The organism is Novosphingobium sp. 550D (genome assembly GCF_057401885.1).
Map to the genome: position 1 here is coordinate 1,883,156 of NZ_CM171613.1, position 14,353 is coordinate 1,897,508.

General features: G+C 61.0%; 10 protein-coding genes. 8 read left to right on the top strand and 2 right to left on the bottom strand.

The window, feature by feature from the left end; genetic code table 11:
* Positions 1–4: 4 nt before the first annotated feature.
* Positions 5–1,645, bottom strand: coding sequence for an alpha-glucosidase (locus AC2S2E_RS08870; RefSeq protein WP_486522030.1), 1,641 nt, complete (start codon positions 1,643–1,645; stop codon positions 5–7).
* Positions 1,646–1,981: 336 nt separating this feature from the next.
* Between AC2S2E_RS08870 and AC2S2E_RS08875 the strand changes: the two genes are divergently transcribed.
* Genes AC2S2E_RS08875 through AC2S2E_RS08905 form a run of 7 tightly spaced genes read left to right on the top strand, consistent with a single transcriptional unit; the run spans position 1,982 to position 13,636 of the window.
* On the top strand, positions 1,982–4,423 hold the full coding sequence (locus tag AC2S2E_RS08875) for a glycogen/starch/alpha-glucan phosphorylase (protein ID WP_486522031.1): 2,442 nt from the start codon (positions 1,982–1,984) through the stop codon (positions 4,421–4,423).
* Positions 4,424–4,454: 31 nt separating this feature from the next.
* Entirely contained in the window at positions 4,455–6,638 is a 2,184-nt protein-coding gene (gene glgB, locus AC2S2E_RS08880) for a 1,4-alpha-glucan branching protein GlgB (protein WP_486522032.1), read from the top strand.
* Between the two features lies 1 nt (position 6,639).
* Positions 6,640–7,905 (top strand): glucose-1-phosphate adenylyltransferase, encoded by a 1,266-nt coding sequence (gene glgC, locus AC2S2E_RS08885; protein WP_486522033.1) that lies wholly within the window; start codon positions 6,640–6,642, stop codon positions 7,903–7,905.
* A gap of 15 nt (positions 7,906–7,920) precedes the next feature.
* Positions 7,921–9,447, top strand: a complete 1,527-nt coding sequence (glgA, locus tag AC2S2E_RS08890) for a glycogen synthase GlgA (RefSeq protein WP_486522034.1) — start codon at positions 7,921–7,923, stop codon at positions 9,445–9,447.
* Positions 9,444–11,096, top strand: a complete 1,653-nt coding sequence (locus AC2S2E_RS08895; RefSeq protein ID WP_486522035.1) for an alpha-D-glucose phosphate-specific phosphoglucomutase — start codon at positions 9,444–9,446, stop codon at positions 11,094–11,096. Before glgA ends, AC2S2E_RS08895 begins: the two co-directional genes overlap by 4 nt.
* Positions 11,096–12,877, top strand: a complete 1,782-nt coding sequence (gene glgX / locus AC2S2E_RS08900; RefSeq protein WP_486522037.1) for a glycogen debranching protein GlgX — start codon at positions 11,096–11,098, stop codon at positions 12,875–12,877. The genes AC2S2E_RS08895 and glgX overlap by 1 nt, the downstream gene beginning before the upstream one ends.
* A gap of 42 nt (positions 12,878–12,919) precedes the next feature.
* Entirely contained in the window at positions 12,920–13,636 is a 717-nt protein-coding gene (locus AC2S2E_RS08905; protein WP_486522038.1) for a PadR family transcriptional regulator, read from the top strand.
* Positions 13,637–13,683: 47 nt separating this feature from the next.
* Here AC2S2E_RS08905 and AC2S2E_RS08910 read toward each other — a convergent pair whose 3' ends face one another.
* The gene (locus AC2S2E_RS08910; RefSeq protein ID WP_486522039.1) at positions 13,684–13,977 is read right to left on the bottom strand and encodes a hypothetical protein; all 294 of its coding nucleotides are present in this window, start codon (positions 13,975–13,977) and stop codon (positions 13,684–13,686) included.
* On the opposite strand from AC2S2E_RS08910, the gene AC2S2E_RS08915 reads away from it, so the two are divergent.
* Positions 13,955–14,314 carry a c-type cytochrome gene (locus AC2S2E_RS08915; protein WP_486522040.1) on the top strand — a complete coding sequence of 120 codons (360 nt, stop codon included), beginning with the start codon at positions 13,955–13,957 and terminating at the stop codon, positions 14,312–14,314. The two genes, AC2S2E_RS08910 and AC2S2E_RS08915, sit on opposite strands and share 23 nt — an antisense overlap.
* Positions 14,315–14,353: the final 39 nt, after the last annotated feature.

The window sequence follows — 14,353 nt, forward strand, 5'->3', positions numbered from 1 at the left end:
CGTGTTAGCCCATCGCCTTGCGGATTAAAACTGCGCTGAAGGGCGGCAAATGCGCTGCGCCGCCGCCATTGACCGAGAGCATCAATTCGCCGCGCGGACAGGCGTGGCGAATCGCATGATCGCCAAGGTTGAAGGCGCAATGGACATGTTCATCGCCAAACCGGCGCGTGAAATGCAGCAACATGCCATGGGTATGCACATCCTCCATCGCCCCCATCCGCAAGGCATCGCACCCCCGGCGCAGCGCCAGCATCGCGCGGGTCCAGTTGAGCGGGCTGGCCGGATCGGCCTCCTGCGTGGCGGCGGCGCGGGCGATATTGGCCTCGGACAGGGGGAGCCATGGTTCGCCGGTGGTGAAACCGCCATGGGGCGCGTCCGATAGCCATGGCATGGGCGTGCGCACCCCGTCACGCGAAAGGGTCAGCGGCCAGTTGGCGATTGCCTCTGGGTCTTTCAGCAGATGGAACGGGATTTCATCCTGCGTCAGGGCCAGTTCCTGTCCCTGATAAAGAAAGATATTGCCGCGCAGGCTGATCAGCAGCGCCATGGTCAGGCGCGCATAGGCCGTCAGATTGCCTTCTCCCGTCCATCGCGAGATGTGGCGCGGCGCATCGTGGTTTTCAAACGCCCAGCTTGGCCAGCCTTCGCCCGGCACATCATGCCATTGGGCCAGCGACCCCTTGATGCGTTGCGGCGTCAGTTCGGGGGCATAGAGGAAGTCGAAGCTGTAGGCGCTGGACAGACGTGCATCGCCCGCCGTGTAATCCTTCATCAGCGCGACGGCGCCATCGCCGCCAACCTCGGCCACGGTAAAGATCGCGCCATATTCCCCGCAAAGCGCGCCGATCCGTTCGACGAAGGGAACGGCGGCGGGGTGGTTCTGGCTGTGGATCTTGTCCTGAAAATCAAAGGGGCGGGTGCGTTGGTGGTGGCCCTTTGACACGGGATTGTCGCGGAATTCAGGATCGAAAAACGCATGGTTGAGCGCGTCGAGCCGGAACCCGTCCACCCCGCGATCCAGCCAGAAGCGCATGACGTCAAGGCAGGCATCCTGAACCGCGGGATTATGGGCGTTGAGCTGGGGCTGTTCCTTCAGGAACTGGTGATAGTAATATTGCTGGCGCCGGGCGTCCCATGTCCATGCCGGGCCGCCGAACACCGATTGCCAGTTGTTGGGCGGCGTGCCGTCGGGATTGGCATCGTGCCAGACATACCAGTCGCTATAGATGCTCTCTTTCGAGGCGCGGCTGGCGGCAAACCATGCATGTTGATTGCTGGTATGGGCAAAGACGAGGTCGATTGTCACCTTGATGCCCAATTCATGGGCGCGGGCGATCATCGCGTCAAAATCGGCCAGCGTCCCGAAAATGGGATCAACGTCGCAATAATCGGCCACGTCATAGCCATAGTCGGCCATCGGGCTGGTGAAAAACGGGCTGATCCAGATCGCTTCGGCGCCTAGGGATGCGATGTGATCGAGATGCGCCGTAATGCCGGGAATGTCGCCAATGCCATCGCCATTGCTGTCGGCAAAGCTGCGCGGATAGATCTGATAAATTGCCGCGCCGCGCCACCATTGCGCGGCCTTGGGCGAGGGATCGCTGGCGGGCGCGTCTTCATGGTCGACGTGGAAAGACTCGGTCATCGCTCGGCTCCACAATAGGAGGGAATGGGGCGGCCAAGGCGGGCCTGAACATGTGCAATGTGGCATTGCTGCGCCGCAGCGCCAAGTGCATTGCATTGCAGCGGCATACGTATGACCGGCCCCTCATGATCGACAGTACGAGAAATTGCGACAATAGTTTGCATGACACCTTGTCGGGCCGGGCAAAGCTGTCCTAGTCTCCATCCACGGAAGCGACGCGAAAACACCTATGCGACCATAATAGCGCAAGGCGCGACGTCGAAGGGGGAGAGGACAGGACGTCAGCGTCTCGGGCGGCCATTGGGCATGTTCGGGCGTCATGGGGAGTATCGTTGCATGAGCCAGTCCCAAACCAAATCCCCCGCAGGCACGGCGCCATTGTCAGGCACGCCTTCCATCAGCGATCTGATCATCGATGTCCTGCGCCACCGCGTGGGCAAGGATGAACGCGCCGCCAAGCCCCATGACTGGTTTCAGGCCGCCGTTCTGTCCGTGCGCGACCGGATCATCGACCGCTGGTTTGAATCGACCCGCCGCACCTATGACGAAGAAGGCAAGCGCGTCTATTACCTCTCGATGGAATTCCTGATCGGGCGTTTGATGCGCGATGCCTTGTCCAACCTGGACGTCACGCGCGAAATGGAACATGCGCTGCGCGACCACGGTTTCGAATTGTCGCAGCTTGAAGAACTGGAGCCGGATGCCGCCCTGGGCAATGGCGGTCTGGGGCGGCTTGCGGCCTGTTTCATGGAGAGTCTGGCCAGTCTGGACATCCCGGCCTATGGCTATGGCATCCGTTACGTCAACGGCATGTTCCGTCAGCGTATCGATGATGGCTGGCAGGTGGAATTGCCCGAAACATGGCTGGCGCATGGCAATCCGTGGGAATTTGACCGCCGTGAAAGCGCCTATCGCGTGGGCTTTGGCGGTGAAGTGATCGAGGGCAATGGCGGCGTCGTGTGGCACCCGGCCGAACAGGTCGAGGCCAGCGCGGTCGATACGCCGGTCGTCGGCTGGCGCGGGGCGCGGGTGAATACTTTGCGCCTGTGGACGGCATGGGCGCTGGATCCTTTGCGTTTGGATGCGTTCAATGCGGGTGACCATGCGGGCGCTTTGGCCGAACAGGTCAAGGCTGACAGTTTGGTGCGCGTGCTTTATCCCGCCGACAACACGCCCGCGGGTCAGGAACTGCGCCTGCGTCAGGAATATTTCTTCTCCAGCGCCAGCATTCAGGACATTTTGCGCCGCCATCTTCAGGCCGACAATGATGTGCGCAATCTGCCCAAATATGCCGCGATTCAGTTGAACGACACCCACCCCAGCGTGGCCGTGGCCGAACTCATGCGCCTGCTGATCGACGTGCATCATCTGGAATTTGACGAAGCGTGGGAGGTGACCAAGGCCACCATCGGCTACACCAACCACACGCTTCTGCCCGAAGCGCTGGAAAGCTGGCCGCTGCCTTTGTTCGAACGACTGCTGCCGCGTCATATGCAGATCGTCTATGCGATCAACAGCCGCGTGTTGCGCGAGGCGCGCCGTGCGGGGATGGGAGGGGAACAGATTTCCTCCATCAGCCTGATCGACGAACATGGCGAACGCCGGGTGCGTATGGCCAATTTGGCCTTTGTCGGCGCGCATTCGATCAATGGCGTGGCGGCGCTGCACACGGATCTGATGAAGACCACGGTCTTTTCGGATCTGCACAAGCTGTATCCCACGCGTATCAACAACAAGACCAATGGCGTCACCCCGCGACGCTGGCTGCAACAATGCAATCCGGGGCTGACCAAGGTGATCCGTGAGGGGATCGGGGATGCTTTCCTTGACGATGCGGGAAAGCTGGCGGATCTCAATGCTCTGGCGGGCGACGCGCAATTTGGTGAACGCATTGCCGAGGTGAAGCGCGCGAACAAGGTGGCGCTTGCCAACCATCTGAAACAATTGATGGGGGTGCGGCTTGATCCTGACGCCTTGTTCGACGTTCAGATCAAACGCATCCATGAATATAAGCGCCAATTGCTCAATCTGGTCGAAACCGTCGCGCTTTATGACCAGATCCGTAGCCACCCGGAAAAGGACTGGGTGCCCCGCGTCAAGATCTTTGGCGGCAAAGCTGCGCCAAGCTATCACAATGCCAAGCTGATCATCAAACTGACCAATGACATCGCGCGCCGCGTGAACAGCGACCCCAGCGTGGGCGGGCTGCTAAAAGTTGTGTTCGTGCCCAATTACAATGTCAGCTTTGCCGAACGCATCATCCCGGCCGCCGATCTGTCCGAACAGATCAGCACCGCCGGCATGGAGGCATCGGGCACCGGCAATATGAAATTTGCCCTGAACGGCGCGCTGACCATCGGCACGCTGGATGGCGCGAATATCGAGATCAAGGACCATGTTGGCGACGAAAACATCGTCATCTTCGGCCTGACCGCGGATGAGGTGAATGACAAGCGCGCCAATGGCTATAACCCCCGCGCCATTATCGAGGGCAACCGCGAATTGCGTCAGGCCGTCGAAGCCATCGCCAGCGGCGTGTTCAGCCCCGATGACCGCGATCGCTACAAGGGATTGATGGGCGGTCTTTATGACAGCGACTGGTTCCTGGTGGCCGCCGATTTCGAAGCCTATGCCCAGGCCCAGCGTGACGTCGATGCGCGCTGGCTGGACGAGGCGGCATGGCGCAAGGCGGCCATTCACAACATTGCCAATGTCGGCTGGTTCTCTTCGGACCGCACGATCGGCGAATATGCGCGCGATATCTGGGGCGTGAAGTAAAGCCCTCGAATACATAAGGACAAAATTTTACGTGAAGCCCGACAAAACCGCCATTGCCGCTCTGCTCGATGGCACGCATGCAGACCCCTTTTCCCTGTTGGGGCCGCATGAAGGGCCGGGCGGCACATTTGTCCGGGCGATCCTGCCCGGCGCGCAGGTGGCGTTTGCCTGCGCGCTGGACGGGACGGAATTGGGCGAATTGGCGCTGGTCGATGATCGGGGCCTGTTCGAAGGGGTGATTGAGGGTGCGCCTCAACCTTTGCGCTATCGCGTGGGCGCCTTGGGCGCGCATTGGTTTGTCGAGGATGCCTTTTCCTATGGCCCGGTGCTGGGGCCGCTCGACGACTATCTGATTGCCGAGGGCAGCCATCTGCGGCTGTTCGACAAATTGGGCGCGCATTGCATCCGCCACGAAGGCAGCGATGGCGTGCATTTCGCGGTCTGGGCGCCCAATGCCTCGCTGGTTTGCGTGGTGGGGGATTTCAACGATTGGGACCACCGCAAACATCCGATGCGCCGCCGCGCCGACATTGGCGTCTGGGAAATCTTTGTCCCCGGCGTGGGCACGGGCGCGGCCTATAAATTCCGCATCGTGTCGGCTGATGGCATGGTCCTGCCGCTCAAGGCCGACCCGTGGGGCATGGCCAGCGAATTGCGCCCGTCCACCGCCAGCGTCACCGCCCATCCGGTAAAACTGGATTGGGGCGATGAAGGCCACCGCGCCCATTGGGCCAGTATCGACCCCCGCCGCGCGCCCATCAGCATCTATGAAGTCCACGCCGGATCATGGATGCGCGATGATGAGGACTGGTTCCTCGATTGGGACGCCATGGCGGAAAAGCTGATCCCCTATGTGGTGGAAATGGGCTTTACCCATATCGAGTTTCTGCCGATTGCCGAACATCCCTATGATCCGTCATGGGGTTATCAGACGCTGGGCCTGTTTGCCCCGTCGGCGCGTTTTGGCCCGCCCGAAGGTTTCGCGCGTTTCGTCGATGGCGCGCATCGGGCCGGGGTGGGCGTGATCGTCGATTGGGTTCCGGCTCATTTTCCCACGGACGAACATGGGCTGGCGCATTTCGACGGCACTTCGCTGTATGAGCACGACGACCCGCGCCTTGGTTTTCACCCGGACTGGAACACGGCCATCTACAATTTCGGGCGGCGCGAGGTGTCCTCGATGCTGGTCAACAATGCGCTGTTCTGGGCCGAGCGCTATCATGTCGATGGCTTGCGCGTCGATGCGGTGGCCTCGATGCTGTACCGCGATTACAGCCGCAAGGCGGGCGAATGGATCCCCAATGAGGCGGGCGGGCGCGAGAATTGGGAAGCGGTGGATTTCCTGCGCGCGGTCAACCGGGCGGTCTATGGCCAGATACCGGGCTTTTTCACCGTGGCCGAGGAATCGACGGCTTGGCCGGGCGTGACGCTGCCTGCGGTGGATGACAATCGCAACGCGCTGGGCTTTGGGTTCAAATGGAACATGGGGTTCATGCATGACACGCTGCGTTATATGGGGCGTGACCCGATCCATCGTCAGCATCACCACAATGACATCACCTTTGGCCTGATGTACGCCTTTGCCGAGAATTTCGTGCTGGCCATCAGCCATGACGAAGTGGTCCATGGCAAGGGCAGCCTGATCAACAAGATGGCGGGCGATGAATGGCAGAAATTCGCCAATCTGCGCGCCTATTACGGTTTGATGTGGGGTTATCCGGGCAAGAAACTGCTGTTCATGGGGCAGGAATTTGCCCAACTTCGCGAATGGAGCGAGGAGCGCAGCCTCGATTGGGACCTGTTGGCCAATCCCGCGCATGAAGGGATGCGCAGCCTCGTGCGCGATCTCAACCATGCCTATCGCGCCACGCCCGCCTTGCACGCCCGCGATTGCGAGGGTGAGGGTTTCCAATGGCTGGTGGTTGACGACGCCCTGGCCAGTGTTTTCGCATGGGCGCGCCATGCCGGGGATGAAGCGCCCGTTGTGGTGGTCTGCAACATGACGCCGCAGGTGCATGGTTCGTACCGCCTGCCTTTGCCGCGTGATGGTGTGTGGCGCGAAATTATCAACACCGATGCAACCATTTATGGGGGCAGCGGGTTGGGCAATATGGGTCAGGTTGTGGCCGAAAACGGGGCGGCATTGGTCACGCTGCCGCCATTGGCCACGATTATGCTGGAATGGACCGGGGCAGCATCAGAAGCGGGAGAGTAAAATGCGCGATAGTTACAGCCAGCCATTGGCACGCGAAGCCATGGCCTACGTTCTGGCTGGCGGGCGGGGAAGCCGTCTGAAAGAAATGACCGACAATCGCGCCAAGCCTGCGGTCTATTTCGGGGGGATGAGCCGGATCATCGACTTTGCCCTGTCGAATGCGATCAATTCAGGGATTAGACGCATCGGCGTGGCGACCCAGTACAAGGCGCATAGCCTGATCCGGCACATGAACCGTGCGTGGAATTTCATGCGCCCGGAACGTAATGAAAGCTTCGACATCCTGCCCGCATCGCAGCGTGTGTCCGAAACCCAGTGGTACGAAGGCACCGCCGACGCCGTTTATCAGAACATCGACATTATCGAATCCTATGGTCCCAAATATATGGTCATCCTGGCGGGCGATCATATCTATAAAATGGACTATGAACTGATGCTGCGCCAGCATGTGAACAGCGGCGCGGATGTGACGATCGGTTGTCTGGTCGTCCCGCAAAAGGAGGCCAGCGGCTTTGGCGTGATGGCGGTGGATGGCAATGACGTCATCACCGATTTCGTCGAAAAGCCGATCAATCCGCCCGAAATTCCGGGTAAGCCGGGTTGGTCACTGGCGTCGATGGGCATTTATGTGTTCGACACGAAATTCCTGTTCGACCTTCTGCGCGAAGACGCGGTCAACCCGATCAGCACGCATGACTTCGGCAATGACCTGATCCCCCAGATCGTCAAGGGCGGCAAGGCGGTTGCCCATCGCTTTACCGAAAGCTGTGTTCGTGCGGCCGACGAAATCGGTGAATATTGGCGCGATGTGGGCACGCTGGACGCCTATTTCGAGACCAACCTCGATCTGACCGACACGGTGCCGATGCTCAACATGTATGATCGCGACTGGCGCATCTGGACCGATCAGGTCGTGGCCGCGCCTGCCAAATTCGTCCATGATGATGAAGGGCGCCGGGGCCATGCGATCCGCTCGTTGATTTCGCAGGATTGCATCGTGTCGGGGGCGACGGCCTATCGCTCGCTGCTGTTTACCGGGGTGAAGATGGGCAGCTGGTCCGAGGTGAATGAAGGGGTGATCCTGCCTTACTGCAACATCGGGCGTCATGCTAAGCTTTCGCGCGTCATCATCGATTCGGGTGTCCGCATTCCCGAAGGGCTGGTGGTGGGCGAAGACCCCGAATTGGATGCCAAGCGTTTCCGGCGCACTGAAAATGGCGTTTGCCTGATTACCAAACGGATGATCGATGCGCTCGATCTTGATTAAGGGAAAACTGACGGCATGACCCTTCGTGTCCTTAGCCTGGCTTCCGAAGCGGTGCCCTTTATCAAGACCGGCGGCTTGGCCGATGTGGCGGGCGCCTTGCCCGCCGCGGTTGCCCCGCATGGCGTGACGATGAGCGTGATGTTGCCGGGATATCCGGCGGTGATGGCCCGGTTGTTAAACCAATACCCGGCGCCCAAAGGGAAACGCAGCAAATCGGCGCCCAAACATGGCGAACCCAAGGTTTTGCATGTTTGGGATTCGATTTTTGGCCATGGCGCGCGGCTGCTGGCCGGGACGCTGGATGGCACGGCCGATGGTCCGTTGCTGCTGGTTCTGGATTGCCCGGAACTGTTCGACCGCCCCGGCGGCCCCTATGGCAATCAGGCGGGACAGGATTGGGCCGACAATGGCCTACGCTTTGCGGTCCTTTCGCGCGCGGCGGCCGATGTCGCGGGCGGCGCGGTGGAGGGGCTGGAGTTCGACATCCTCCACGCCCATGACTGGCAGGCGGGTCTGGCCCCGGCCTATCTCAAATTCGCGCCCTATGGTGGCCGCCATGTGCCCAGCGTGATGACCATCCACAATATGGCGTTTCAGGGCCATTTCCCCGCCGCGTTGTTCCATCAGATCGGCCTGCCGACACAGGCATGGGCGGTGAACGGCGTGGAATATCACGGCGGCGTGGGTTTGTTAAAGGCAGGGCTGGAATCGGCCCATGCCATCACAACCGTTTCGCCCACCTATGCGCTGGAAATTCGTGAGCCGCATTTTGGCATGGGCCTCGAAGGACTGATCCGCAGCCGTGGCGCGCAGGTGCATGGCATCGTCAACGGTATCGATCCGGTTGAATGGAACCCGGCCACTGACACCGCCATTAAAAGCCAATTTTCCGCCCGCGCTCTTGGCAAAAGATTGGCCAACAAGCGCGCGCTGGAGGCTGAATTCGGCCTTGATCGCGACGATGGCCCGCTGTTCATCGTGGTCAGCCGGTTGACCTGGCAAAAGGGCATGGATGTGCTGGCGCAATGCCTCGATCATCTGGTCGGGCTGGGTGGGCGCCTGGCGCTGCTGGGGTCGGGTGATGCGGCGCTGGTGGGTGAATTGTCCGCCGCCGCCGCGCGCCATCCGGGGCGCATTGCGGTGCGCATCGGCTATGACGAAGCCTTGTCCCACCGGATGCAGGCGGGCGGCGATGCCATCCTTGTGCCAAGCCGGTTTGAACCTTGTGGCCTGACGCAACTCTATGGCCTTGCCTATGGCTGCATTCCGGTGGTGGCGCGCACGGGCGGGCTGGCCGATACGGTGGTTGACGCCAATCTGGCCGCCGTCAAAATTGGGGCCGCCACCGGCGTCCAATTCGAAAAGGTTGATTATTTATCGCTTTCGGGCGCAATCACCCGTGCAATCTCGCTCTATTCCCAGCAAGATGTGTGGCGCGCAATGCAAAAGGCGGGAATGTCTTCCGACTTTACTTGGCGTCAATCAGGTGCCGCCTATGCGCATTTATACAGATCCATCGCTTTGGAGAATTCGCCAGCATGACCGCGACGACTATCACTGCCCAAGTGATCACCCATGAAACCCAGCCGATTGCCGGGCAAAAGCCGGGCACATCCGGTCTGCGCAAGAAGGTGAAGGTTTTCGCACAGCCCAATTATGCCGAAAACTTTATCCAAAGCGTGTTTGACGTGGTGGAACGCCCGGCCAACGCGACTTTGGTGATCGGCGGCGATGGCCGCTATCACAACCGCACCGTGATCCAGCAGGCGATCCGCATGGCCGCCGCCAATGGCTATGGCCGTGTCCTGGTGGGGCAGGGGGGGATCCTTTCGACCCCGGCGGCCTCCAATGTGATCCGTCAATATGGCGCCAGCGGCGGCCTTGTCCTGTCGGCCAGCCACAATCCAGGCGGCCCGGACGAAGATTTCGGCATCAAATATAATATCGCCAATGGCGGCCCAGCGCCCGAAGGCGTGACCGAGGCGATCTATCAGCGCACGACCGAGATTACGCAATGGAGCGCGGTGGAAACGCCGGACATTAATCTCGACACGCTGGGCGTGGTCGATGTGGCGGGCATGGCGGTCGAGGTGATCGACAGCGTGGCCGATTATGCGGCGTTGATGGAAAAGCTGTTCGATTTCGACGCGATCCGCGCGGCGGTGGCGGGCGGCTTGACCATGAGCTTTGATGCGATGCATGCGGTCACTGGCCCCTATGCGCATGAAATTCTGGAAAAGCGTCTGGGTTTTGCGGCGGGGACGGTAAAGAATGGCGTGCCGCTGGAGGATTTTGGCGGGCATCATCCTGATCCCAACATGGTTCACGCGCATGAATTGTTCGAAACCATGTTCGGCGCCGATGCGCCCGATTTTGGCGCGGCATCGGATGGCGACGGCGACCGCAACCTGATCGTGGGCAAGGGCATTTTCGTCACCCCTTCGGACAGTCTGGCGATGTTGGCGGCCAATGCGCATCTGGCGCCTGCCTATGCGGGCGGGTTGAAGGGTATCGCCCGTTCGATGCCGACCAGCGCGGCGGCCGATCGCGTGGCGGAAAGCCTTGGCATTCCTGCGTTTGAAACGCCGACGGGCTGGAAATTCTTCGGCAACCTGCTGGACGCCGGCATGGCCACGATTTGCGGCGAGGAAAGCGCCGGGACCGGCAGCGACCATGTCCGCGAAAAGGATGGCCTGTGGGCGGTGCTGCTGTGGCTCAACATTCTGGCCGTGCGCAAACAGTCGGTGGTGCAGATTGCGCAGGAGCATTGGGCCAAATTTGGCCGCAATTACTATGCCCGCCATGATTATGAGGGCCTGCCGACCGAGGCGGCTAATGCGCTGATGGCCGAATTGAACGCTTCGCTGGCCGCTTTGCCGGGGCAGGTGTTCGAAGGTCTGACAGTCGAAACCGCGGATAATTTTGCCTATACTGATCCGGTCGATGGTTCGATCTCGACCAATCAGGGCGTGCGCATCCTGTTCGTGGGGGGCAGCCGCATCGTTTTCCGTCTGTCCGGAACGGGGACCGAAGGGGCGACCCTGCGCGTCTATCTGGAACGTTATGAGCCGGTGGGCGGTGATCTGGCGGGTGAAACGCCGATCAAGCTGGGCGATCTGATTGCGGCGGCTGATGGTATTGCGGGCATCACGCGCCACACCGGGCGGACAGAGCCGAGCGTCATCACCTGATGGCGCGATACGGCGCCTGGGTCGATGGGGGCGCGACGCATTTTGCGGTTCGCGCTCCTTTGGCCGATGCGGTCTGGCTTTGCCTGTTTGAAGGGCAGGCCGAGGTTCGCATGGCGATGGAGCGGGCCGGGGCCGATTGGCGGCTGACCTTGCCGGGGGATCGTGCCGGCGCCCATTACGCCTATCGCGCCAGCGGGGCGTGGGACCCGCAGAATGGCAAGTGGTTCGACCCCGCCAAATTGCTGGTCGATCCCTATGCGGTCGAATTGGACCGCCGCTTTGTTCAAGATCCGCGACTGGCGCGATATGAGGCTGAAACCTGCGACATCGTCCCACGCGCGATCGTGCCGGGCGAAATGGCGAAAGTGCCGCTGCAAAAGCCGTGCTTTTCCGCTGGCGGGTTGATTTATGAGGTCAATGTCCGCGGCTTCACGCTGCTGCACCCCGACATTCCAGAGGCGCAGCGCGGGACGGTGGCGGCGCTGGCGCATCCTGCGATTATCGCGCATCTGAAAAAGCTGGGTGTGGGCGCGGTCGAATTGATGCCGATCACGGCGTGGATCGACGAACGTCATTTGCCGCCCTTGGGCTTGCGCAATTTCTGGGGCTACAATCCGGTGGCGATGATGGCGCTGGACCCCGGCCTGTGTCCGGGCAGCGTGGCGGAATTGCGCGAAACGGTGGCGGCGCTGCGGGCCGAAGGGATCGGGGTCATCCTTGACCTTGTGTTCAACCACACGGGGGAGAGCGACGTTCTGGGCGGCGTTCTGTCACTGCGCGGGCTGGACAATGCGGCCTATGCCCATGCGCCCGCCGGTTATATGATCAATGATACGGGATGCGGCAATACGCTGGACTTTGCCTATGCGCCGGTGCGGGAATTGACGCTGGCGGCGTTGCGGCATTTTGTCGAATATGCCGGGGTGGACGGGTTCCGGTTTGACCTTGCGCCGGTGTTGGCGCGGGGGCCGGAATTTGACGCCCACGCGCCGATCTTTGCCGCGATGGCCGCCGATCCGGTTCTGGCGTCCCGTGTGATGATTGCCGAGCCGTGGGATATCGGGCCGGGCGGTTATCAATTGGGGCGGTTTCCGGCTAATTGGCTGGAATGGAACGATGCGTTTCGTGATGATGTACGCCGGTTCTGGCGCGGCGACGGGGCGCTGGGTTCACTGGCCACGCGCCTTGCGGGCAGCGCGGATGTGTTTGGCGAGCAGCATTGCCGCAGCGTCAATTTTCTGGCTGCGCATGACGGCTTCACTCTGGCCGATCTGGTCAGTTACGAACATCGTCACAATCTCGCCAATGGCGAGGGCAACCGCGATGGCCATGGCGAGAATCTGAGCTGGAATTGCGGGGTTGAAGGGGCAAGCGACGATCCGGCGGTTCTGGCCAAGCGGGCGCTGGACATGCGCGCTTTGCTGGCCACGCTGTTTGCATCGACCGGGACGATCATGTTGACGGCGGGCGACGAATTTGGCCGCAGCCAGCAGGGCAACAACAACGCCTATTGTCAGGATAGCGCGATCGGTTGGGTCGACTGGTCCGGGCGGGACGAGGCGCTGGAGGATTATGTCGCCCAATTGTCGGCCCAGCGCAGGGCGGGGGATTACGCGCAATTTCCGCGTGTTGGGCGATGGTTGCGGGCCGATGGCGCGCCGATGCAGGCCCATGACTGGGAAGCGCCGGGGGCGGGCTATGTCGCCTATGTTTCGGATGACCCCGACAGGTTGCGCGAATTCTGTATCGACCGCGAAAACAGGCGCGTGGAAATTCTTTAAGATATATCTTGAATGTTTTTTAAAGCCTCCTACATTCGGCTCATGATCGAATTCAAGGAGTATGACATGTTCGGAATGAACATCGGAAAGCACAGAGGCCGCGGCGGTCGCGGTTTTGGCGGGCGCGGATGCGGGCCTGAAGGTTGGGGGGGCGAACATCGTGGCCGGTTCGCCGCCGGTTTCGACGGAGGTTTTGACGGTGGTCCGTTTGGCAAGGGCGGCTTCGGCGGTGGTCGGGGTGGCTTTGGCGGAGGCGGCGGCTTTGGTGGCGGTCGCGGTGGATTCGGCGGACGCCGGGGCAAGCTTTATGATGGCGATGAATTGCGCCTGCTTGTCCTCTCGCTCTTGGCCGATGCGCCCCAGCACGGTTACCAATTGATCCGCGCCTTTGCCGAAAAATCGGGCGGTGCCTATCAACCCAGCCCCGGCGTCCTCTACCCGTTGCTCGTAATGCTCAGCGAAATGGAGCTGGTGGTCGAAGTTGACACCGCCGGCAGCAAGCGCCGCCTTTTCGCGATAAGCGAAACGGGCCGGGCGGAAATCGAGGGCAAAGGTGAACAGATCGAGGCTCTGTTTGGCCGTCTGACCGCTTTGGCGGCACAGGCCGAGCGGACCGATGGCGCCCCGGTTCGGCGCGCAGTCCACAATTTGCGTGCCGCGGTGATGGAACGTTTGGGCCGCGACGGCGCATCCTCGGAATTGCCGTTTGAAGTGGCGCGCATCATTGATGAAGCCACGCAAAAAATCGAACGGCTTTGATGAAAACGGGCGCCGAAAATCTTCACCTCTCGGCGTCCAAATCATTCCTATTCAGCGCGCTGACAGCCAATTTGTCCGATAAGCGGGAACAGCGCAAAATTGCGCATTGTGGGGCCGGGGCCGGCAAAGCCAAGGAACAGTGGAGTTTGCGTTGATTCTTGGCGCAGATCACCTTTTCTGATGCTTGCTTTTCCCGCCACTTTGCGGGCATGAGCGCCCACGAAATTGAGGGGCGGGATGATTCTGAAATCCCGATCCTTTCGCTTGTAAGAGGATGGAATGACGATGTCGCGACTGTTTACCCCCGCTGCCGCGCTGTTGGCTGCTGCCACGATGGCCATCGGCTTTGCCGCTCCTGCTGCTGCTGCCGGTGACCCGGCCAAGGGCGCGGCTTCGTTCAAGACCAAGTGCCAGCTGTGCCACGTCGTCGGCGCGGGCCAGAAGGGCACGATGGCTCCCAACCTGCTGGGCGTGGTTGGCCGCAAGGCTGGCGCCACCGATTTCGCGATGTATTCGCCCCAGCTCAAGGCTTTCGGCAAGGCCTGGACGCCTGCTCTGATCGATCAGTGGATTGCTGGCCCGACCAAGCTGGTCCCCGGCAGCCGTATGGCGATGGTGGTTCCCGATGCGGCCGAACGTGCCAACATCGTGGCCTATCTGGGCACGCTGAAAAAGTAAGCCTTTTTCAGGTTTCGGAAATTGGGGGCGGGTGGCTTT

Excerpts from the sequence above, each read along its gene's own strand:
- AC2S2E_RS08895 (WP_486522035.1), top strand. The coding sequence starts at position 9,444 with ATGACCGCGACGACTATCACTGCCCAAGTGATCACCCATGAAACCCAG.
- AC2S2E_RS08875 (WP_486522031.1), top strand. The coding sequence starts at position 1,982 with ATGAGCCAGTCCCAAACCAAATCCCCCGCAGGCACGGCGCCATTGTCA.
- glgX (WP_486522037.1), top strand. The coding sequence starts at position 11,096 with ATGGCGCGATACGGCGCCTGGGTCGATGGGGGCGCGACGCATTTTGCG.
- AC2S2E_RS08910 (WP_486522039.1), bottom strand. The coding sequence starts at position 13,977 with ATGGCCATCGTGGCAGCAGCCAACAGCGCGGCAGCGGGGGTAAACAGT.
- AC2S2E_RS08870 (WP_486522030.1), bottom strand. The coding sequence starts at position 1,645 with ATGACCGAGTCTTTCCACGTCGACCATGAAGACGCGCCCGCCAGCGAT.
- glgA (WP_486522034.1), top strand. The coding sequence starts at position 7,921 with ATGACCCTTCGTGTCCTTAGCCTGGCTTCCGAAGCGGTGCCCTTTATC.
- AC2S2E_RS08905 (WP_486522038.1), top strand. The coding sequence starts at position 12,920 with ATGATCGAATTCAAGGAGTATGACATGTTCGGAATGAACATCGGAAAG.
- glgC (WP_486522033.1), top strand. The coding sequence starts at position 6,640 with ATGCGCGATAGTTACAGCCAGCCATTGGCACGCGAAGCCATGGCCTAC.